General features: G+C 61.6%; 17 protein-coding genes and 4 pseudogenes. 12 read left to right on the forward strand and 9 right to left on the reverse strand.

All coding sequences use genetic code 11. The features are described from left to right. From TZ53_RS22465 to TZ53_RS22480, 4 genes and pseudogenes are all read left to right on the forward strand, one after another. Entirely contained in the window at positions 1-3,444 is a 3,444-nt protein-coding gene (locus TZ53_RS22465; protein WP_037523531.1) for an ATP-binding protein, read from the forward strand. 499 nt (positions 3,445-3,943) lie between these two features. Beyond that, positions 3,944-5,545: pseudogene (locus tag TZ53_RS22470) on the forward strand (DUF4158 domain-containing protein); the annotation flags it as partial. Between the two features lie 61 nt (positions 5,546-5,606). Next, positions 5,607-6,173: pseudogene (locus TZ53_RS22475) on the forward strand (IS6-like element IS6100 family transposase); the annotation flags it as partial. A 58-nt stretch (positions 6,174-6,231) separates the two neighbouring features. Next, positions 6,232-7,455, forward strand: a complete 1,224-nt coding sequence (locus TZ53_RS22480; protein WP_044663225.1) for an IS256-like element ISSpwi2 family transposase — start codon at positions 6,232-6,234, stop codon at positions 7,453-7,455. A gap of 30 nt (positions 7,456-7,485) precedes the next feature. On the opposite strand, the pseudogene TZ53_RS27865 reads toward TZ53_RS22480, so the two are convergent. Together TZ53_RS27865 and TZ53_RS22490 are read right to left on the reverse strand one after the other, a co-directional pair. After that, positions 7,486-8,472: pseudogene (locus TZ53_RS27865) on the reverse strand (Tn3 family transposase); the annotation flags it as partial. A 59-nt stretch (positions 8,473-8,531) separates the two neighbouring features. Continuing rightward, positions 8,532-9,296 carry an IS6-like element IS6100 family transposase gene (locus TZ53_RS22490; protein WP_001389365.1) on the reverse strand — a complete coding sequence of 255 codons (765 nt, stop codon included), beginning with the start codon at positions 9,294-9,296 and terminating at the stop codon, positions 8,532-8,534. Between the two features lie 62 nt (positions 9,297-9,358). Between TZ53_RS22490 and TZ53_RS26330 the strand changes: the two genes are divergently transcribed. The 5 genes from TZ53_RS26330 (at position 9,359) to TZ53_RS26940 (ending at position 10,952) form a co-directional block, all read left to right on the forward strand. After that, complete coding sequence (locus TZ53_RS26330) at positions 9,359-9,475, forward strand: TetR family transcriptional regulator (protein WP_084694411.1); 117 nt, start codon at positions 9,359-9,361, stop codon at positions 9,473-9,475. Further along, entirely contained in the window at positions 9,472-9,663 is a 192-nt protein-coding gene (locus TZ53_RS22495; protein WP_030093312.1) for a hypothetical protein, read from the forward strand. The genes TZ53_RS26330 and TZ53_RS22495 overlap by 4 nt, the downstream gene beginning before the upstream one ends. A gap of 61 nt (positions 9,664-9,724) precedes the next feature. Further along, a complete protein-coding gene (locus TZ53_RS22500) occupies positions 9,725-10,036 on the forward strand; it encodes a type II toxin-antitoxin system TacA family antitoxin (RefSeq protein WP_044663226.1) in 312 nt (103 codons plus the stop codon). Positions 10,037-10,038: 2 nt separating this feature from the next. Continuing rightward, complete coding sequence (locus TZ53_RS22505; RefSeq protein ID WP_044663227.1) at positions 10,039-10,560, forward strand: GNAT family N-acetyltransferase; 522 nt, start codon at positions 10,039-10,041, stop codon at positions 10,558-10,560. 209 nt (positions 10,561-10,769) lie between these two features. Continuing rightward, positions 10,770-10,952, forward strand: a complete 183-nt coding sequence (locus tag TZ53_RS26940; RefSeq protein WP_157009853.1) for a hypothetical protein — start codon at positions 10,770-10,772, stop codon at positions 10,950-10,952. Between the two features lie 77 nt (positions 10,953-11,029). On the opposite strand, the gene TZ53_RS25760 is transcribed toward TZ53_RS26940, so the two are convergent. The 4 genes from TZ53_RS25760 to TZ53_RS26945 all read right to left on the reverse strand — a co-directional run bounded on the left by TZ53_RS25760 (position 11,030) and on the right by TZ53_RS26945 (position 13,344). Further along, on the reverse strand, positions 11,030-11,323 hold the full coding sequence (locus TZ53_RS25760) for a hypothetical protein (protein WP_052628272.1): 294 nt from the start codon (positions 11,321-11,323) through the stop codon (positions 11,030-11,032). A gap of 208 nt (positions 11,324-11,531) precedes the next feature. After that, entirely contained in the window at positions 11,532-12,818 is a 1,287-nt protein-coding gene (locus TZ53_RS22510; RefSeq protein WP_044663228.1) for a Fic/DOC family protein, read from the reverse strand. A 2-nt stretch (positions 12,819-12,820) separates the two neighbouring features. Beyond that, positions 12,821-13,078: a hypothetical protein gene (locus tag TZ53_RS22515; RefSeq protein WP_044663229.1), complete on the reverse strand. Its 258-nt coding sequence runs from the start codon at positions 13,076-13,078 to the stop codon at positions 12,821-12,823. A 128-nt stretch (positions 13,079-13,206) separates the two neighbouring features. After that, positions 13,207-13,344 (reverse strand): DUF3768 domain-containing protein, encoded by a 138-nt coding sequence (locus tag TZ53_RS26945; RefSeq protein ID WP_157009854.1) that lies wholly within the window; start codon positions 13,342-13,344, stop codon positions 13,207-13,209. A gap of 20 nt (positions 13,345-13,364) precedes the next feature. Here TZ53_RS26945 and TZ53_RS22520 point away from each other — a divergent pair, with 20 nt between their 5' ends. Next, on the forward strand, positions 13,365-14,516 hold the full coding sequence (locus TZ53_RS22520) for an IS110 family transposase (protein WP_044663230.1): 1,152 nt from the start codon (positions 13,365-13,367) through the stop codon (positions 14,514-14,516). A 419-nt stretch (positions 14,517-14,935) separates the two neighbouring features. On the opposite strand, the gene TZ53_RS22525 is transcribed toward TZ53_RS22520, so the two are convergent. The 3 genes from TZ53_RS22525 to TZ53_RS22535 form a co-directional block, all read right to left on the reverse strand. After that, positions 14,936-15,700, reverse strand: coding sequence for an IS6-like element IS6100 family transposase (locus TZ53_RS22525; protein WP_001389365.1), 765 nt, complete (start codon positions 15,698-15,700; stop codon positions 14,936-14,938). A gap of 133 nt (positions 15,701-15,833) precedes the next feature. Next, positions 15,834-17,372, reverse strand: coding sequence for a thymidine phosphorylase family protein (locus TZ53_RS22530; RefSeq protein ID WP_044663231.1), 1,539 nt, complete (start codon positions 17,370-17,372; stop codon positions 15,834-15,836). Beyond that, entirely contained in the window at positions 17,369-18,817 is a 1,449-nt protein-coding gene (locus TZ53_RS22535; RefSeq protein ID WP_031304554.1) for an MBL fold metallo-hydrolase RNA specificity domain-containing protein, read from the reverse strand. Before TZ53_RS22535 ends, TZ53_RS22530 begins: the two co-directional genes overlap by 4 nt. A 252-nt stretch (positions 18,818-19,069) precedes the next feature. Between TZ53_RS22535 and TZ53_RS22540 the strand changes: the two genes are divergently transcribed. Both TZ53_RS22540 and TZ53_RS22545 read left to right on the forward strand, forming a co-directional pair. After that, positions 19,070-19,333, forward strand: coding sequence for a DUF2933 domain-containing protein (locus TZ53_RS22540; RefSeq protein WP_007683380.1), 264 nt, complete (start codon positions 19,070-19,072; stop codon positions 19,331-19,333). Further along, positions 19,330-20,001: pseudogene (locus TZ53_RS22545) on the forward strand (methyltransferase family protein); the annotation flags it as partial. The gene TZ53_RS22540 and the pseudogene TZ53_RS22545, both read left to right, overlap by 4 nt. Positions 20,002-20,066: the final 65 nt, after the last annotated feature.

Consider the following 20,066-nt stretch of genomic DNA (forward strand, 5'->3'; position numbering starts at 1 on the left):
ATGCGCTTTGCCAACCTTTCCCTCGAGCGTTATGGGCATTTCGAGGATTGTCAGCTGACATTCCGGGCAGGCCCACCCGACCTTCACGTAATCTATGGGCCCAACGAAGCCGGCAAGACTACCTCTATGGCCGCGGTGTCGGACCTGTTGTTCGGCTTTCCCGCCCGCTCGCCCTATAATTTCATCTACGATTATTCCCTGCTCAGGGTCGGCGCCGTGCTCGAAGATGACGGGAAATCGCTGGCATTGCGGCGCAAGAAGGGCACAGGCGTGACCCTCCTAGATGCCGATGACCGTCCGCTTGATGAGGGTGCGCTGCTCGCGATGCTGCGCGGACAGACGCGCGAGACGTTCGGTCTCTCATTCAGCCTGAATCAGGAAGGTCTGCGCGAGGGCGGCCGCGCGATGGTGGAAGCGCGTAACGATCTCGGCCGTGCCCTTTTCGCAGCGGGTTCGGGACTAACTGGCGTTTCTGATGAGCTTTCCAAACTGGAATCTGAGGCAGACGCGATCTGGGGACCGCGCGCCTCCGCGCGTCGTTCCTTCACCCTGGCGCAACGGGATTTCGAGACTCATAGCCGCGCAGTTCGGGACCAGTCTCTGAAGCCCAAAGCCTGGCTCGATGCGAAAAGCGCCGTCGCCGCGAAGCAGGAGGATTTGACCAAAGCTCAGCGCGCCCGAGACGATGTGCTCGCGCAGCTCAGTCGCATCGAGCGCATCCGTCGGATCGCTCCGTCCATCCGCCTTCGCGCCGACCACCTCAACGCCCTGGAAGAACATGCGGCTACCATCGCCATCTCGCCCCACCGCGAGGCGGCAGCGGAACGGGCCATTGCAGACGCTGATGCTGCCGGGCGCGCAAAAGCGACGGCCGAGAAGCTCTTGGCGGAGGCAGTCGAGAAGATTGGTGTCTTAGACACTGACCCATTGATCTTGGCCGAAGCCGAGAGAATTGACGAACTCGTGACGGCGGCGGGTGCAGCGTCGAAGGCACGGAACGACCAAGTTCGATTAGAGGGCGAGCTGGCCACCGCAGCTGGCTTGGTGGAAAGGCTACGGGAGGAAACTGAAACCATTGGCAATCCTCCTACCAGGATCGCCAGCTCCAGGCTGCGTGAACTCGCGCTCCAGCATGTCGAGGATATGTCGGCACGGCGTCAAATTGACGAAAGCGAAGAGGATCTCGCTCTCCGCCGCGCGTCGGTGAAAGCCGAAGGAAAGGAGGCGGCCGGCGATCTTTCAGCCATCATTGCCGCGGTCGATGCGGCCCGTGCGCTTGGGGCGGATGCCGACCTGCGATGTGTATCGGCACAACGGGACGCCGAACTGGCTGCCTCTTCGCTCCAACAGGCGCTGGCCCGGTTGGCGCCATGGGCCGGCGACGCGCAAACACTGTTCGCACTTCCCAATATCACCCGGGCTGAAATCGAGGAGGCGCGCGTTGCGCTCGGCGACATCGCAACAGAAATTGCGCGAGAAATCGAGAACGCCACACGCGCGCGTCAAGAGGCAGCGAAACTGTCGCTTGAAATGGAGCAGCTGTCTTCAGGCACGGCCATTTCCGCGGAGGAAATTGCTGCCTCGCGAGCCGCGCGCAACGAACAATGGCAGCCGCTGCGCGCGCACATATTGGCGGCAGCACCACTCCCGTCGCCCGAGCATTCAGTCATGGCGTTCGAGGCGACAATCACTGAAGCAGACGAGAGGAGTGACCTTCGATTCGCCGCGGCGGACGAATCCAGTCGCCTCGCCGACATGGCGCAGCGGCGCGCCAAGCTCCATCTCGAAGCCGACCAAGGTGATGCGCGATCGCTCGCCGCGGCCAAGCGCGCAGAAATGATCAGCACTGCCTGGCAGCAGAAGCTCATCAGTTCAGGCTACCCAGCGATGGACCCGGCTCGTTTCCTGGGCTGGCTCGCCGACCGGGACAAGGTGGAGGCGGCGGCCCAACACGCCACTTTGACCACTGATGCCGCCAAAGACATAATCGCTCGACGCGGTGCAGCGCGTGCCGAGTTGGTGAAGTGTCTGGGTACCAGAGAAGGGATGACAGTGGGCGCCGAGCTCGCGCCCGTCCTGGCAGTCGCTGAGCAGATCCGGAGTGAGGGCGAAAAAGCGGCGCAGCGCAAGCAGCTCGAAAAGGCCGCTGCGATGCAAATTGAGCGAGATGCTGAGGCGCTGGGGCGCCGTCGAAAGCGATTGGAGGACGCGGCCGCGACGCGAGCGGAGCAGTGGAACCTGCTTTTGACTGAAGCCGGGCTAAAGCTGGAGATTGCCGGTGCCACCGCGACGCTCGACGCCCTTGACGAACTCCGAGCGGCCATCGCCAGGCAATCTGAGCTGCAGGCTCGCATCGAGGGGGCGGCGCAGGAAGCCCGCGATTTTGAGAAGGAGGTGACGGCTGTAGCGGACGCGCTCGGCATTGCGCCCACGATTGATGTTGCCGACCGCCTCAACCTCATATGCGCCCGCCTAACGTCGGCGCGAGCGGCTGGGAACGTCGCGGAGGCGCTGAAGGAAACGATCGCCAGCAGAACGGCGGAGATATCAGCCGAGACTGCAAAGATCGATGTCGCGATGGAGGCGCTGCTCCCGCTCATGAAGGAGACCGCCTCGACCGCTCTTGGTGAGCTGAGCGGCGCTATTGAACGCTCGCGGCGTGCGCGCGCCTTACGCGATGCAGTAACGGAACTGGAACTGACCATAACGGCCGCTGGAGATGGCAAGTCGTTGGCGGAGCTCCTTGATGCAGTGGGCGAGGTCGATATCGACAGCCTCGCGGCAAAAACACAAACGACGACAGCCGAACTAGCGGAGCGCAACGAAGAGGTAGCCGCCGCCGCCGCCGCGCACGGTGATGCCAGGCGGGTGTTCGCAAGCCTGGAGACCGACGCGGATCCCGCGGCAGATGCCGCGTCCAACGCCGAGCAGGCGCGGGCGGAACTTGGTGTCCTATCCGATCAGTTTATTCTCAAACGGGCGCAAGCGGTCACCCTGCGCTGGGCGATAGAGAAGTATCGGGAGCGCCACCAAGACCCAATGCTGCTGCGTGCCGGCGAGATATTCTCGACTCTGACGACCGGACGCTATGCGGCGCTGCGGATCGACGCCGACGGTGCAACGCCGAGGCTATTGGGACTGCGCGACGATGGACGCACTGTTGTCGAGATCGGGGCCATGAGTGAGGGGACTGCAGACCAATTGTTCCTCGCCTTGCGGCTCGCCGCCGTGGAGCAGTCCGTCGTCGCTGGCGTGCGGCTGCCATTCCTTGCCGACGATCTATTTGTCAACTTCGATGATCGGCGGTCAGAAGCAGGATTTCAGGTGCTGGCAGAGCTAGCTCGCTCCACCCAAGTGCTGTTCTTCACTCATCATCCCCATCTCGCCGCTATCGCGCGCAGCGTGGTGGGGGAGGCTATCCATTCAGAATGTTCATTGACGTAGCGCTTCTGCCCACGCTGCGATTTCGTCCCATTCTTGCCGTACAGGCGGCAAACTTCGACGCCTAGGTGCGGACCGTCCGCTATTCCGTTAGCTTCCGACCAGGGTAGGACGTTTACATCAGCTCCGGTGAGCGCCCGATCTTGGCGAAAGCTGCCGATCAAACTGAAGTGCGCAAGCCATAACCCAAACCGAGGCGCCTATGCGGATCTACACCTGCCGACGCTCGCGTATGTCATGGATGGGGTCGCTGGCTATTTCTCTGGCACTGACGAATTGCAGGGTGCTGCACCCTGACAGCCCAATTCCTTCGTGAAGATCTCCGCCTCACCTCTTTGAACGGGTAAGATGCTGGCACAATCATGAAGTTGCAGCTAATTGGCCCAGTCGGCCCGAAGCTGCGATTTTGGTCATCTTGGAGAACACGTCGGGAACGGGCTGGTTGTTGTTGACGATCGCCCATGCGAGGAACGACGTTCCGCTCCGATAAGGGAGCGGCGTTATGAGCCTTGGCGTTTCGAGTGGGGATCTGATCGGCTCCTGGAGCCTGAGTTTTTCGGACATCGCGTTCGTGACCGGCAAAGCGGAGACGGCACGACTGGGATTGGCGGTTCAGCTTAGATTTTTCGCCGGGCATGGCTTCTTTGTGCCGGATCATGCGTCGATACCCTCCGACGGTGTCTTGTATCTGGCGGAGCAACTTGGTCTCGATGCCAAATCCGTGAACCACTATGATTTTTCCGGGCGCACCGCCCGCCGGCATTGCGCGGAGATTTTGCGGCATCTCGGGTTCCGCCGTATGACGCAGACGGATCGCAGGGCGTTGTCGAGGTGGATTTCCGACGATCTTTGTGCGGGCGGGCAGCCGATCAATGCCATGCTCGAGCATGTTTTCCTGTGGTGCCGCGACCGCCGTATCTATGGGCCGTCGCGCAAGGAGCTGGAACGCCTCGTCCGTTCGCAACGACACCTCTATCTGGAGGCCCTGTTGGCCCGAGTCCGCGATCGGCTTGCGCCGGATGCAGTCGCCTTGCTGGAAGCCTCGCTCGCCGATCCCGATGGCCCGACCGGCTTCAACACGATGAAGGGGGATGCAGGTCAGGCGACGCTCGAAAACATTCTTGGCGTGACCGCCAAACTCGCCTTTATCCAACGGCTTGCTCTTCCCCGAGATTTCCTATCGGTCACGGGCAAGGCATGGGTCGATCAGATCGTTCGCCGGGTTGCCGGCGAGAAAGCCTCGGAGATGCGCCGGCATGTACCGGCGCGCCAGCTCGGGCTCTATGCCGTTTATCTGATGGCGCGGGAAGCTCAGCTTACGGATGCGATGGTCGACCTGCTGATCGAGACGGTCCATAAGATCGGATCGCGCTCGAAACGCAAGGTGATGGGCGATATCGCGAAAGACATCGAGCGGGTCTATGGCAAGGAGCGACTCCTGGTCGAGATTGCCAGCGCTTCGATCGACGATCCATCCGGGCGCATCTGCGATGTCATTTTCCCAATCGCCGGCAAGGACAAACTGGCGGCGATCATCAAGGAAAGCCAGGCAAAGGGCGCCTTGGATCGGCGGATCTACAAGGTGATGCGGAGGTCATGGGCCAATCATTATCGCCGTATGCTGCCAAGCCTGCTTTCGGCACTGGAGTTCCGGTCGAACAACGCCGTGTGGCGTCCGGTGCTGGCGGCCCTGGACTGGATCAGAAGCAAAGTGGATGATGGATGCCGCTACGTGCCGCCGCACGCAGTGCCGGTCGACGAGGTCATTCCGGCGAGATGGCGCAGTTCCGTCATTGATGAAGAGGGGCGCGTAAACCGGATCAGTTATGAGCTTTGTGTCCTCGCGCAACTGCGCGATCGCATCCGTTCTAAGGAAATCTGGGTTGTCGGGGCGGACCGATACCGCAATCCCGATGACGATCTTCCCAAGGACTTCGATGCGCGGCGAGAAGCATATTACACAGGATTGAACCTGACGGCGGATGCGCGTGCATTTTCAAGCGCCATCCGGGAAGAGCTTGCTCAGGAACTGTTGCTCCTCAATGCCAATATTCCCCGGAACGACAAGGTTCGGCTGCTGTGGCGCGGCGAGAACCGTATATCTGGCTCTGTTGCAAAAATCGTGAAGCTTGAGCATGCTTGGCGGAGATTGGACGGACGGAACGATGACGGATTTCAAGTGGCGCCATTTCCAGGGTGATGTGATCCTGTGGGCGGTGCGCTGGTATTGTCGCTATCCGATCAGCTATCGCGACCTTGAGGAAATGCTGGCGGAACGCGGCATTTCGGTCGACCATACGACGATCTATCGCTGGGTCCAGTGCTACGCCCCGGAGATGGAGAAGCGGCTGCGCTGGTTCTGGCGGCGTGGCTTTGATCCGAGCTGGCGCCTGGATGAAACCTACGTCAAGGTGCGGGGCAAGTGGACCTACCTGTACCGGGCAGTCGACAAGCGGGGCGACACGATCGATTTCTACCTGTCGCCGACCCGCAGCGCCAAGGCAGCGAAGCGGTTCCTGGGCAAGGCCCTGCGAGGCCTGAAGCACTGGGAAAAGCCTGCCACGCTCAATACCGACAAAGCGCCGAGCTATGGTGCAGCGATCACCGAATTGAAGCGCGAAGGAAAGCTGGACCGGGAGACGGCCCACCGGCAGGTGAAGTATCTCAATAACGTGATCGAGGCCGATCACGGAAAGCTCAAGATACTGATCAAGCCGGTGCGCGGTTTCAAATGGGACTGTCAGGATTTCCGTGTGTGGCCGGGCATAATGGGCAACAAGGAGTCCCACTATGTCACGACGCAAAGAACCTGCCATACCGAATGAGCTTCTCGATCAGCTTTTGGCGGGCGGCACTGCCAGTGCCGCCTTCGAGCAGGGCGGTCTGCTCGATTCGCTGAAGAAGGCGCTGACAGAGCGTGCCCTGAATGCGGAGATGGATCACCACCTCGCTGGCGAAGACGGCGCCGGCAACATGCGCAACGGCTACGGTCGGAAGACGGTAATGACCGACACCGGCAAGTTGGCGATCGACGTGCCGCGCGATCGCCAGTCGAGCTTCGACCCGCAGTTGATCGCCAAGTATCAACGCCGCTTTCCCGGCTTCGACGACAAGATCGTGTCGATGTACGCGCGCGGCATGAGCACCCGCGAGATCACCAGGCACCTGCACGATCTATACGGCATCGACGTCTCACCCGATTTGATTAGCACGGTGACCGACGCCGTGCTCGATGAGGTCGCCACTTGGCAGCAGCGGCCGCTCGATCCGGTTTACCCGCTGGTCTTCTTCGACGCGATCCGGGTCAAGATCCGCGACGAGGGCATGGTGCGCAACAAGGCGATCCACATTGCGCTGGGCGTCCGCGCCGACGGCGCAAAGGAGGTGCTCGGCTTGTGGCTCGAGCAGAATGAGGGTGCCAAGTTCTGGCTTCGGGTGATGAACGAGCTTCGCAACCGTGGCGTTGAAGACATCCTGCTGGCCGTCGTTGACGGCCTGAAGGGCTTTCCCGATGCGATCACCGCAGTGTTCCCCGATGCGATCGTCCAGACCTGCATCGTTCACCTGCTGCGCAACTCGATGGACTTCGTCTCCTGGAAGGACCGAAAGAACCTCGCCAGCGCGCTCAAGGAGATTTACCGTGCCACCGACGCAGATGCCGCCGAAAAGGCGCTGACAGCATTTGAGGCTGGCCCTTGGGGGCAGCGCTATCCCGCCATCGGCCAGAGCTGGCGGCGCGCCTGGGGCGAGGTGATCCCGTTTTTTGCGTTCCCCGACGAGGTCCGCCGGATCATCTACACTACGAACGCCATCGAAGCTTTGAACTCGAAGCTCAGGCGGGCTGTCAGGGCCAGGGGACACTTCCCCAGCGACGAGGCCGCCACCAAGCTGCTCTACCTGATCTTGAATCGGTCGGAGAAAGAGTGGAAGATGCCACCACGTGAGTGGACCATGGCGAAGGCGCAATTTGCCGTGATCTTCGGCGAACGTTTCATCAGAGCCATGGCGGCCTGATGATCAACCGCCCGGCCACACACGGAAATCCTGACAGTCCCTGTCGGTGCAATGGCGTAGCACGCCTTCGATCATGGAGGCGACCTCCGAGGAAGAGCACCGCTTGAGCTGGGAATAAACGCAGGTCGCGCGCTTCTCCACATGCCAGTAGATCATGACGCCACGGCCGCCATAGCGGGCGTGCCATTCCGTCATCAGGTTGCGGTCCCACGCGCCGAACTTCGTTGAATCGGACGCGCATGCCGTGCCCGCATCTCCCCATACTGCGGCATTGCGGATTGCCAGTGTCGCGTTTGCTACCCGCGCGCACGCCTCCCTCAGCGCTGGCGCGTGGATGAAACGGCGATGGACATGCAGCAATTCCTCGTAACTGACATCGGGTGTTGCGCCAGCGACCCGCTTGAGCCCGGCGTTCGTGCCCAAGCCATAGAGACACAGCAAAAGACGCTGAGCCAAGGCTGCTTTCGACAGGGTAACCCGCGAGGCCGACGTTTCGAAAGCATCCATCAATCCCGTGTCCAGAGCAGCCTCTTTCAACACGTCCAGCAGTCCGGTCATCGGCCAGCGCTGACCGATCTCGCTTTTGATCGAAGCGAGACCCTTCGGTTCGGGCAAGGGCTTGAACGGTGTAATCGATATCCGGTTGTCGCCGCGCCACAGGAGCCGGACCTTGTCGTTTTGTGGAATATTGGCATTGAGGAGCAACAGTTCCCGTTCAAGCTCCTCCCGGATCGAGGCGCAAAACGCCTGCGCATCTGGCGTCAGGCTGAGGCCGGAATAGTACGCATCTCGCCTGATCTCGAAGTCCTTGGGAAGATCGTCATCGGGATTGCGATAGCGATCCGCCCCGACCACCCAGATTTCTTTGGAGCGGATGCGGTCGCGCAGTTGCGTCAGGACGCAAAGCTCATAGCTGATCCGGTTTACCCGCCCATCGTCATCAATGACGGAACTGCGCCATCGCGCTGGAATCACCTCATCGATCGGAACATCCTGCAATGGCACGAAGCGGCATCCGCCATGGCTCTGTTGCAAAGATTGGCGGCAGTCAGAGGTAGGCTGTCGCTCTGCGCCGATCAGGCGGCTGCTGCGAAATGGTGGTTGAGCATGCCCATGGCCTCCGTCAGCGCCGAGGGCCCAATGCCAAAAGCTCTCTCCACAAGGCGCACCTCGCCCCTGATGCCGGGCTGCAGGCACCAGGGGCGAGCCTGTCCTTTGCGCAGGGCTCGCATGACTTCGAATCCCTTGATCGTGGCATAGGCCGTGGGGATCGATTTGAAACCGCGCACCGGCTTGATCAGTATCTTGAGCTTTCCGTGATCGGCCTCGATCACGTTATTGAGATACTTCACCTGCCGGTGGGCCGTCTCCCGGTCCAGCTTTCCTTCGCGCTTCAATTCGGTGATCGCTGCACCATAGCTCGGCGCTTTGTCGGTATTGAGCGTGGCAGGCTTTTCCCAGTGCTTCAGGCCTCGCAGGGCCTTGCCCAGGAACCGCTTCGCTGCCTTGGCGCTGCGGGTCGGCGACAGGTAGAAATCGATCGTGTCGCCCCGCTTGTCGACTGCCCGGTACAGGTAGGTCCACTTGCCCCGCACCTTGACGTAGGTTTCATCCAGGCGCCAGCTCGGATCAAAGCCACGCCGCCAGAACCAGCGCAGCCGCTTCTCCATCTCCGGGGCGTAGCACTGGACCCAGCGATAGATCGTCGTATGGTCGACCGAAATGCCGCGTTCCGCCAGCATTTCCTCAAGGTCGCGATAGCTGATCGGATAGCGACAATACCAGCGCACCGCCCACAGGATCACATCACCCTGGAAATGGCGCCACTTGAAATCCGTCATCGTTCCGTCCGTCCAATCTCCGCCAAGCATGCTCAAGCTTCACGATTTTTGCAACAGAGCCCATGACGGTGCGCGAGGTGGCGCCGGCGATCGGCGTCTCGGTGCCGACGCTCTACCGCCACTTCCCAGCATCGGTGCAGGATACGATCAACGCGGAAGGGGAGGGCGTTGAGGCGTGAATGTCTGGCTCTTCACTGGCGCTGATGGCCTGTCCGCTCTGACGATCGATGGGGAGGGAGCGAACCTTCCTGACGAGCTGGGTCCGTGGACGAAGGTTCGGGCGCTGGCGCTGGAAAAAGACAGGCCCGACGAACAGGAAGCGATCGCCTTGATCGAGGAACATGGCTTCTGCTGCTTCGATCGATAAAGCGTGCACCTTGAATTTTCCGGCAATTGGCCGTACATCTCTGGCGACACGGAGAATTGCTATGGCCCACGCACAAAGACAGGAAAGCGCCGCGCCAGCTCGCCGGCGTGCCGAGCGACTGGAAGCGCGCGTCACGGCGGAACAGAAGGCGCTGATCGAGCATGCTGCCGCGCTCGAAGGGCGCAGCATCACCGATTTCGTGCTGACCAGCGTTCAGGACGCGGCGAAGCGCGCCATTGCTGAACACGAGGTCATCCAGCTCAGCGTCAGGGATTCCAAGGCATTTGTGGATGCGCTGCTCAACCCACGCGAGCCGAGCAAGAAGATGCGCGAGCGTGTTGCGGCGTATAGGGCGCGCTACGGCGACCAATAAGCGTGAGCATTGACGCAAGGCCCGTTATCGAGCTTCTCGACACGGCACGCCACGATCGTTCCGGTTTCTCCTGTAGCGTCGAAGCGCTGGACCGCTATCTACAGTCGCAAGCCGGCCAGGATGCGCGCCGTCGCGTCGCCGCGCCCTATGTGCTGATAGAGCCGCCGTCCCACGGTGTCCTGGGCTTCTACACGCTGTCGAACACGTCGATCCAAGCGGCTGAGCTGCCGGCGGCGTTCGTCAAGAAACTGCCGCGCTATCCAGTGCTACCGGCAACGCTGCTCGGCCGTCTCGCGGTCGATACAAAAGGGCGAGGGAGGGGGCTGGGAACGGAACTTTTGCTGGACGCGCTCCGGCGCTGTCTGCGCAGCGAGACGGCCTCTTTGGCAGTCGTGGTCGATGCCAAGGACGATGCCGCGATCTCATTCTATGAGCGGCACGAGTTTCTGAGATTGGCCGAACAGCCAAACCGCCTGTTCATGCCGATGGCGGAGATCGAGAAGCTCTTTGCGACAGAGCCATGAAAACCGAACAAAATGGAAGGGCCGCCCTTTTGCACTTCCCCAAAAGGGGCGTGTGGCGGCCCATGACCAGACCCATATAGCCTGAAAACGACAAATGTGTAAGAGTTGGGCGCTTGTTGCGAAGCGCTCGCAGAAATGTCGCCCAAAAGAGCGTCCTGCATTACGATGCCGCGTTACATCCTACAGTGCCGGAATGTTGGGAGACTCCCATGAAACCGAAGAAACCGTCAGAAGGTGAAGTTACCGCAGCCCTTGTTCTCATCGAGACAGCGATCAAATTGTTAGACAAGGCCAACCAGGGCAAAGCAGCCATCCATTGTCAGGAAGCGCTCGAAGTCTTGCAGTTTGGGGATGTCGCTCGCCCAATAATAGAGCCTGTGCGGACTAGCTGAACGGGGCCTTGTCTCCCGCACGGCTTCGCTTCTTGTCGTGCGGAGCACGCCAAGGGGCGGCGCTGGGCTCCAAACGCTCAGTGGTGTGTGAGGGCGCTGATTGCCGTTCTGGCGAACCGCTCGAAGCCGGGAGTGCATAAGCTCTCGTAAATCCATTTCTGGTAGTCTTCGAATTGGCCGCGAATATCTTCTTCTGACTCCTGAGTTCCATCGCGCACGGCCTTGTGGATTCTTCCATTCATCAGACTAGCGAATATATAAGCAGCCTCAGCAAGATGCCGCTTTATAAGGCGGGTGAGCGCGTCTTCTTCGTCGCCACAAACCTTCAATTCGGCATCCAACTCTCGCTCATCAATATTGAACAACTCCATGACTCCACCTCAAAATGAGAGTCGTTGGCCGGAAGTTGCAGTATCGCACTGCTCCTTGCGAGCAGAAAACAGGCCAAAGTGGCACGATTAGGTGCGAGCTGCCTCGCGGTCGACGGTCTCTATGGTGCTAAAACGGATGCTGGTGGGCCTTCGGATTTAGCGCAAGCTGTGGAGACAAACGCCGAGCGCAACGACAAAGCCGTTGCGTTCAACGGCTCCGCTCCCTGTCGCGCGGCGGCGGCCGCGTCGAAGACGCGCGACCGATTTCGGTATCCAGTTCGCCTCCGGATTTGATCCGATCGGCGACGAGCTGCCGCGTCGACTCTCCGATCGTCCCCACCATGCGCGCGCTCTCCCCCCGATCTCGCGCGCTTTTTATGGCGGCATCGACGATCGACTGGGCAGGGGCAAGGCGCGGATCGGCGTGGTTCATCTCGGCCGTGTTCGTCAAAAACTGCGCGGCAAGCCTGTCCTGGCCCGGCGAATGACCGGGAGGCAGAATCGGCTTTTCCAGCGCCCGCACGGCGCGCTGAAGCTGGGCCTGCTGCTGGGCATTGATCTGGATGCCGAACGCCGCGCCGATCTCGCGCACGCGCTCAAGCGGGGTCTGCTTGGCGCTGATGACCGCATCGACCTGTCGAATGCCGAGATAGGTCAGAAGATGCGATTGATAGACCGGCCCCTTGGCGTGCCGCACATAGGCAAGCTCGGTGCGCGCATTCGCGATGGCGGCTGATGACGCGCCTTCCCTGATGAGGCCGCGCAGCCGGTCGGCCGCCTGCTGGCGGGCAGCGGGCAGATAGCGGTCCAGTTCTTCGCGCGCCTTGGCGAGCGTCACCCTGTAGCGTTGCCCCTCGGGCGGAGCGCGGTTGGGGAGCATGGCGATCCCGGTGGGACCGATGCGCGTCTCGGGTGCGAGATCCCGCCGGATCGCCGCGGTGGCGAGGACAGTCGCCATGCGGCGATGATCGCCGGTCAGGAAGCCGTGGCGCGAGGCTTCCATCCACGCATCCTTGTCGATCAAGGCGATCCGGATTGGATGCCCTGCTTCGCGCGCGATCTGCGCTGCGTGCAGGCGCATGGTGCGGCCATTGCCTTCGCGGAAGGGGTGAATGGCGTTGATCTCGTTAATGTGGTTGCCGAGCCGATCGAAAAACTCGTCTCGAGGAAGGCCGCGCAGGCCGTTCCTCGAGTGCATGTCGGCAAACAGCTTGTCGAGTTCGCGCGCGAGATAGGGCACCGCCGCGAAGCTGGACCCGTTCTTGGCGATATTGACGGTGCGGTCCAGGCCCGCCCACTCGTAGAGGTCTTGGAACAGGTGCTTGTGCAGTTCGCGGTAGCCTTCGGCCGTGGCCGGAAAGGTCAGGCGCGCGGCCTCCGCGCCGCGCGCCTGAGTGAATCGCCGCTCCGCTTCGGTGAGCGTCTTGTCGTCGGTGATCCCCAGCTTGTTCCGAAGGGTATCGGTGCCGGGATAGGTGTAGGGATCGCTGGCCAAGGTCAGGCGGCGATCTGGCGGTTTCCGGGCTTGTAGAGTTCGAGAATCATCGACGACATCAACGCGGGCGGCACGCCCTCGTCGAGCATCATGGCGAACATCGCGTCCTCATCGGTGGTCGGGGTCATGTCCTCGATCGCGAGATTGGCGCGTGCTTCGGCCACATCCTCACGCCACAACGCGACCTGCTCCGGGGTGCCGCGCTCGAATTCCATTTTGCGGATGCGCGCGCGCAGCGCCTTGAGATCGATCTGAGCCATCGCATCATCCTTTCTGCTTCATACACTACGCTGGGTAGCGCGATTTCACAACAAATCACTGGCCGTTCAGGGCGGTCGCTTCATCATCGGCCGCGCCCGATCGGGCGCGGCGCGTGACGAGCCAAGTATCAGTATTCACACGATAACATGATGGTGAGAACGCGCTTGGTCTGCGCCGCGTCCCAAGGCGCTTCGCTGCCAAACGTCAGGCTTGTGTCGTAATAGATCCTATGCAGGCCGGATCGGCTATGCCGTTGTTCCGTCAAACCTCACGGAGAACGCTACAATGGAGAACTCGTCGTCAGATTACTGCCCCAAGACTTCTGTCATTGTCAGCGTTGAGCTCAGCAAGCGCAACTGGCTTGTTGCGTCGCTGTCGCCAGGAGCGGCGAAGCCTTCGCTGCGGACAATTCCTGCCGGGAACAGCGCGGCACTGATCAGTCACCTTCGCAATCTTGAGTGCAAGGCCGCTGATCGTCTCGGTGAACCTGCCGCCATTCGCCTGTGCTTCGAGATTGGATATGATGGCTTCTGGCTCGCAAGGCTACTGCGGTCGAACGACATCGATACGTATGTGCTGGATCCCGCCAGCTTCCTTGTGTCGCGGCGAGGCAGGCGCGCAAAAACCGACCGGATCGATGCCGAAGCAATGATCGGGATCCTCAAAGCCTATCTCGCTGGAGACAAAAGCGTGTGCCGTGTCGTGGACGTGCCCTCCCCCGAGGAGGAGGACGCGCGCAGAGTAATGCGGGAGCGCGGCGATCTCGTGCACGAGCGCACCCGAATTATCTCTCGGATCAGGGGGCTACTTGCATTACAGGGCATACGATCTGTCAAAGCCATCAAGGGCGGTGACTGGTCAAAACAGCTCGACGACATGCGCACAGGCGATGGGCGGCCTTTGCCACCAAACCTTCGTCGACAAATTGAGCGCTGTTTCGAACGGCTCGCGTTGCTCAACGATCAGATCAAGGACATCGAGCGGGACCGCGCTGAAGTTGTGCTCCGTGAGGAGTCTACCTTCCCATGCCGAGAGAAAGCGGTTCGCCTTGAGCAGCTGAAGGGCATTGGTCCGAACAGCGCGGCAATGTTGGTTGCAGAGGTTTTTTGCCGAAAGTTCGAAAGCCGACGACACGTCGCGGCCTTCCTTGGGTTAGCTCCGGCGCCCTTCGCCAGCGGCGACGTGTCGCGTGATCAGGGCATCAGCAAAGCCGGTAACCGAAGCACACGTGTGCAGATGGTGGAACTTGCCTGGTGTTGGTTGAAATATCAGCCAAGTAGCGAACTGACCGTTTGGTATCGCAACCGGTTCAAAGGCAACGGCGCTCGCGCGGCAAAGGTGGGGATCGTTGCGCTCGCCCGAAAATTGTTAATCGCGCTTTGGCGCTTTGTGGAGACCGGTCTGGTCCCTCAAGGTGCCGAGCTCCGCGCCGCCTGATGCTTATGTTGCAACAGGCTCGATAAGGCGACGCGGATTGGTGTGATGTGTGACCGGGAAAGTTGATGGCGCCTGAAAACGCCCAGTAGTAGTTTGGTCTGCATCCGCCTTTGCTCGATCCGGGGATGTGAATACGGATTATGGTGCGCGGGCACGGCCGCGACCGGATACAAGTCTATGCACGGATAGTGCATCAGCTGACCCCGGAACGAATGAAGCCAATCCCTGAGCATTGCGTGTGCCCCCCAACGCGTCAACAGAAGGAACCGTTCAATGCGACCTTGACAAGGCCCGGATCATACAAATCCACTTTCCAGAAAACGGTCTCGGAAATTGACTTGGAATCGCGGGGCCGGTCCTGCGTCGGCTCTGTTGCAAAGATTGGCGGCAGTCAGAGGTAGGCTGTCGCTCTGCGCCGATCAGGCGGCTGCTGCGAAATGGTGGTTGAGCATGCCCATGGCCTCCGTCAGCGCCGAGGGCCCAATGCCAAAAGCTCTCTCCACAAGGCGCACCTCGCCCCTGATGCCGGGCTGCAGGCACCAGGGGCGAGCCTGTCCTTTGCGCAGGGCTCGCATGACTTCGAATCCCTTGATCGTGGCATAGGCCGTGGGGATCGATTTGAAACCGCGCACCGGCTTGATCAGTATCTTGAGCTTTCCGTGATCGGCCTCGATCACGTTATTGAGATACTTCACCTGCCGGTGGGCCGTCTCCCGGTCCAGCTTTCCTTCGCGCTTCAATTCGGTGATCGCTGCACCATAGCTCGGCGCTTTGTCGGTATTGAGCGTGGCAGGCTTTTCCCAGTGCTTCAGGCCTCGCAGGGCCTTGCCCAGGAACCGCTTCGCTGCCTTGGCGCTGCGGGTCGGCGACAGGTAGAAATCGATCGTGTCGCCCCGCTTGTCGACTGCCCGGTACAGGTAGGTCCACTTGCCCCGCACCTTGACGTAGGTTTCATCCAGGCGCCAGCTCGGATCAAAGCCACGCCGCCAGAACCAGCGCAGCCGCTTCTCCATCTCCGGGGCGTAGCACTGGACCCAGCGATAGATCGTCGTATGGTCGACCGAAATGCCGCGTTCCGCCAGCATTTCCTCAAGGTCGCGATAGCTGATCGGATAGCGACAATACCAGCGCACCGCCCACAGGATCACATCACCCTGGAAATGGCGCCACTTGAAATCCGTCATCGTTCCGTCCGTCCAATCTCCGCCAAGCATGCTCAAGCTTCACGATTTTTGCAACAGAGCCCTGCATCGAGCGCGGCGGATAGCGGCTGTGCCAGGGCCTCGCTGCCAGGCAGCGCGAACAGGACGGGACGGTTCATAGCGCTTCAATCCCGAAGATCGGCCCGTCGCTCACGGCATAGGCCGCCGCATAGTCGAGCTCGCCCGGGCTCTCGGCATGAATGCTACACAAGGGAGCCCCGGCATCCACCATCTGGTTCAGCCGACACTGCAGTGCGACGCCAGCGGCCTTGGCCACCGGCGCGCCGGCGAGCTTCGCGACCGTCGCGAGCTTGCGATTGTCGATACTCACCAGGCGGCCGCTATAGGGAGCGATCATATCCTGCTGAAACCGGGCGACCGGTGGAGCCCGCATGCCGCCCTGCGCTTCGCAGATACGTTGGAACTTGGCCCAGGCCCCGCCGCTTTCGAGACACGCCCGCGCACGCGCATAGCCTTCGCCGGCCGGGGCCGCGTCAGCGAGCTCAAGCAGTCCTCCCGCCAGCTCGCAGGCCCGGTGGGCGAGATCCTCGGCGCCCGGCTGCCCCTGGAGGACGGCAAGGATATCCTGCGCCTCGAGCGCCGGGCCGATGCCCCGTCCGATCGGCTCCGCGCCGGGGCCGCGCATCACGCGCGTGCGAAGCCCGAAGGCTTGGGCGACCGAGCTCAGCGCGCGCTCGAGCGTATCGGCGGCATCGGTTCCGCGTACCTTGGCGGTCGGCCCGACCGGGATATCGATGACCAGATGGGTCGCACCGGCCGCGATTTTCTTGGACAGCACCGAGGCGACCATCTGCCCTACGGCATCGATATCGAGCACTCGTTCAACGCCGATGATCACATCGTCGGCCGGGCTGAGATTGACGGCGCCGCCCCAGGCGATGCAGCCGCCTTCGCGCTCGACCACCTTGCGGATGGCGGAAACGTCGAGGTCGACAGGTGCAAGCACCTCCATCGTGTCCGCCGTGCCGGCCGGCGAGGTGATCGCCCGCGACGATGTCTTGGGCATGATCAGGCCCTCCGCGGCCATGATCGAGACGATGATCGGCGTGGTGCGATTGCCCGGCAATCCACCGACGCTATGCTTGTCGACGATGACCGCTCCGGACCACTGCAATCGCTCGCCGACATCGACCATCGCCCTGGTCAGGCTGATCGTTTCGTCCGTATCGAGCGGGACCGCTGAGCATGCCGTGATGAACGCCGAGAGATGGACATCGCTATAGCGTCGCTCGGCGATGTCGGTCATGATCGCTGAAAAAGCCCCTTCACTGAGACGATTGCCATAGATGCGCCGACGCACTTCGGCGAGCGAGGCGAGAGGCTGGGCGTGCGCGATCTCGACCGGATCGCCCTCGCTGACGCCGAGCAGCCGCCATGCGGATTCGGACAGGCCGATCTCGCCGGGCGCTGGAGCCTCCGCGGAACTGTGCAGCAGCGAGACGACGATTTCCCGCCCGCCGGCGTGCAGCGCGACCTGCGCGCGCGACGCGAGACCTTCCGAGCGGCAGACGGGACAGTCTTGGCGCATGACCGCGATCAGATCACCTCCGGCAGCCGACAGGCCGAGGCGGTGTGCCCGCAGCGTCGTCGCGACAGGCTCTACTTCGGCGTCCTCGATGATCCCGGGCTTCACGCGAGCATGCCCCAGCTACCCAGCGCCGGTACGCTGCATGCCCAGCCCAGATCCTCCGAGACACGCTTCGCCAGGACCTGGGCGCCGGTCGGCTCGCCATGCGTGACATAGACATGGCGCGGGGGCTCTTGCAGCGACCCGAGCCAGCGCATGAGCTCGTCGCTGTCGGCATGCGCCGAAAGCATCGTCAGGTTGGCGACATCGGCTTCGACCGGGATATACTCGCCGTGGATCTTGATCGTCCGGGCGCCCCCGATCATGGCGGCGCCGCGGGTGCCCGCCGCCTGGAAGCCTGAGAAGAGGATGAGGTTCTTCCCATCCGGCGCGAAGCGCTTGAGATGGTGGAGCACGCGGCCGCCCGTTGCCATTCCACTGGCCGAGATGATGACCTTGGGAGCGGGGTTGGCGGTGAGTTCCTTGGATTCCTCCACTTCGCGCACATAGTGCGCGACGCTGCACGCCGCTTCGCACTCGGCGCGGGCCAGGCGATGCTCGTCCATGAAATCGCACATCAGCCCGCTCGCGTTGATCGCCATCGGGCTGTCGAGGAAGATCGGGATGTCGCGGAGGCGTCCCTGCGCGCGCAGACGCGAGAAATGATAGAGAAGCGACTGAACCCGTCCCACGGCGAAGGCCGGAATCACCACCGTCCCGCCTCTCTCGACGCATCGTTCGACATGATCTCCAAGCGTCTTTGTCGGATCGACCTGCTCGTGGCGCCGATCGCCATAGGTCGATTCCACTAGGACATAGTCGGCGCGCGCGGGCGGCTCGGGATCCTTCATCACCGCATCGCCGTAACGGCCGATGTCGCCTGAGAAGAGGATTGTCCGCCCCTTCCAGTCGATCTCGATCGACGCCGCGCCGAGGATGTGGCCGGCGCGATGGTAGCGCACCCTGATGCCGTCCGTGACTGCATGCCACGCTCCGAACTCGATCGGGCGGAAGAGCTGCAATGCCAGACGCGCGTCGGCCTGGGTGTAGAGGGGCAGCGCCGGCTGGTGCCTGGAGAAGCCGTGCTGGTTGGCGAACTCCGCATCCTTTTCCTGCAGATGGCCGCTGTCGGGAAGAAGGAGCTCGCACAGGGCCGCGGTCGCCCGCGTGGCAAGGACGGTCCCGTCCCAGCCCAGGCGCGCCATGCGCGGTAGTGCGCCCGAGTGATCGAGATGGGCGTGGGTCAGCAGCACCTGGCCGACATCCGCGACTTCGGGTGGGATCGATGCCCAATTAAGGCGGCGCAGATCCCTGGGTCCCTGAAACAGGCCGGAATCGACCACGATCTGAGTTTCACCATCGTCCACCAGATAACGCGACCCTGTGACCGTTCCCGATGCGCCGAGAAAGGCAACGCCGAGACCATCGGCCGGGCGCTTGGCCAGATCGATCCTTGCTTCACGCTCGAAGATGGTCACGCGGGAATGGTGCCGTTTCTTTCTCTTTTGCATGGACGCGGGCCTGCCTCTCACGATTATGTTCGTGAGCGCAGCATTGGTTCGCGGACGCCGCACGCCTATACGCAAAATCCGCAGCACGACTGCTGCTCCCCGACAGCTGCGTCGCCCGAACGCCGATGGCCGATCCCATCGATCGCCTTACCCATGCCTGCGCGATGCCCGGGGGACTTCGGTCTCTACTTATACCTTGCTCCTTGGACTCGAGCCTATGCTGCCCGGACGTTGACCAGAAGAGGACGGCATATGGGCGAACATGACCATCGCATGCGCAAGCGCGGCAAGATCGTTCTGATCGGCTTCCTGCTCGTCGCTAGCTTCTTCCTCCTCACCGAGCATACCGCGCACTTCCTGGGTGTGCTGCCCTATCTCATCCTGCTCGCCTGCCCGCTCATGCACCTGTTCATGCACCGCGGCCATGGTGGGCATCAGCATGGCCATGAGCCCGGTCAGGCACCCGCCGGCTTACCGGCCAATCCCAACGGCCGCATCGAAGGAGAGTCGCGATGACGCACGCCGACTATGGCTATGGTCTGTGGGGGCTCGCGCTGGTTAACGCCGCCGTTTTCATCCTCTTTGCGTTCAGCTTCTTCAAGCCGGCAACTAAACGAGACTGGCGCAGTTTGGGGGCGTTCAGCGCTTTCATCATAGCGCTCTTCGCGGAAATGTATGGCTTCCCGCTCACGATCTTCGTGCTTTCGGGGTGGCTCCAGTCGTATTTCCCCGCTGTCGACTGGTGGAGCCACGATGCTGGACATCTCCTGGAGATGATGTTCGGCTGGCGAGTTAATCCCGATTACGGTCCATTCCACATCGCCAGCTTTGTGCTGATCGGCGTGGGTTACTGGCTGATCTCGGTTGCATGGACGGCCCTTCACTTGAGTCAGCGCAAACACCAATTGGCCCTTACTGGGATTTATGCCCGGATCCGGCACCCGCAATATGTCGGCTTCATTCTCGTCATGCTCGGCTTTTTGCTACAATGGCCGACCCTTTTGACCCTTGCTATGTTTCCGGTGCTCGTCGTGATGTATATTCGGCTGGCTCGGCATGAGGAAAAGGAGGCGCTAGCCAACTTCGGCGAGGTTTACCGCGATTATATGGCTCGCGTGCCCGGCTTCATTCCGAATCTGACAATCCATTCGCGTCGAAGAAGGCCATGGCGATCCTTGACGGGAATGGCTGATGTAATTGCCGGCAAGGTCAATGCTGACGTTCTGACTGGCCTTATTATTCGGACATC

Source organism: Sphingobium sp. YBL2 (genome assembly GCF_000943805.1).
GTDB classification, from domain to species: Bacteria; Pseudomonadota; Alphaproteobacteria; order Sphingomonadales; family Sphingomonadaceae; genus Sphingobium; species Sphingobium fuliginis.

Excerpts from the sequence above, each read along its gene's own strand:
- TZ53_RS22540 (WP_007683380.1), top strand. The coding sequence starts at position 19,070 with ATGGGCGAACATGACCATCGCATGCGCAAGCGCGGCAAGATCGTTCTG.
- TZ53_RS22465 (WP_037523531.1), top strand. The coding sequence starts at position 1 with ATGCGCTTTGCCAACCTTTCCCTCGAGCGTTATGGGCATTTCGAGGAT.
- TZ53_RS22480 (WP_044663225.1), top strand. The coding sequence starts at position 6,232 with ATGTCACGACGCAAAGAACCTGCCATACCGAATGAGCTTCTCGATCAG.
- TZ53_RS22500 (WP_044663226.1), top strand. The coding sequence starts at position 9,725 with ATGGCCCACGCACAAAGACAGGAAAGCGCCGCGCCAGCTCGCCGGCGT.
- TZ53_RS26940 (WP_157009853.1), top strand. The coding sequence starts at position 10,770 with ATGAAACCGAAGAAACCGTCAGAAGGTGAAGTTACCGCAGCCCTTGTT.
- TZ53_RS25760 (WP_052628272.1), bottom strand. The coding sequence starts at position 11,323 with ATGGAGTTGTTCAATATTGATGAGCGAGAGTTGGATGCCGAATTGAAG.
- TZ53_RS26330 (WP_084694411.1), top strand. The coding sequence starts at position 9,359 with ATGACGGTGCGCGAGGTGGCGCCGGCGATCGGCGTCTCGGTGCCGACG.
- TZ53_RS22520 (WP_044663230.1), top strand. The coding sequence starts at position 13,365 with ATGGAGAACTCGTCGTCAGATTACTGCCCCAAGACTTCTGTCATTGTC.
- TZ53_RS22515 (WP_044663229.1), bottom strand. The coding sequence starts at position 13,078 with ATGGCTCAGATCGATCTCAAGGCGCTGCGCGCGCGCATCCGCAAAATG.
- TZ53_RS22490 (WP_001389365.1), bottom strand. The coding sequence starts at position 9,296 with ATGACGGATTTCAAGTGGCGCCATTTCCAGGGTGATGTGATCCTGTGG.
- TZ53_RS22535 (WP_031304554.1), bottom strand. The coding sequence starts at position 18,817 with ATGCAAAAGAGAAAGAAACGGCACCATTCCCGCGTGACCATCTTCGAG.
- TZ53_RS22525 (WP_001389365.1), bottom strand. The coding sequence starts at position 15,700 with ATGACGGATTTCAAGTGGCGCCATTTCCAGGGTGATGTGATCCTGTGG.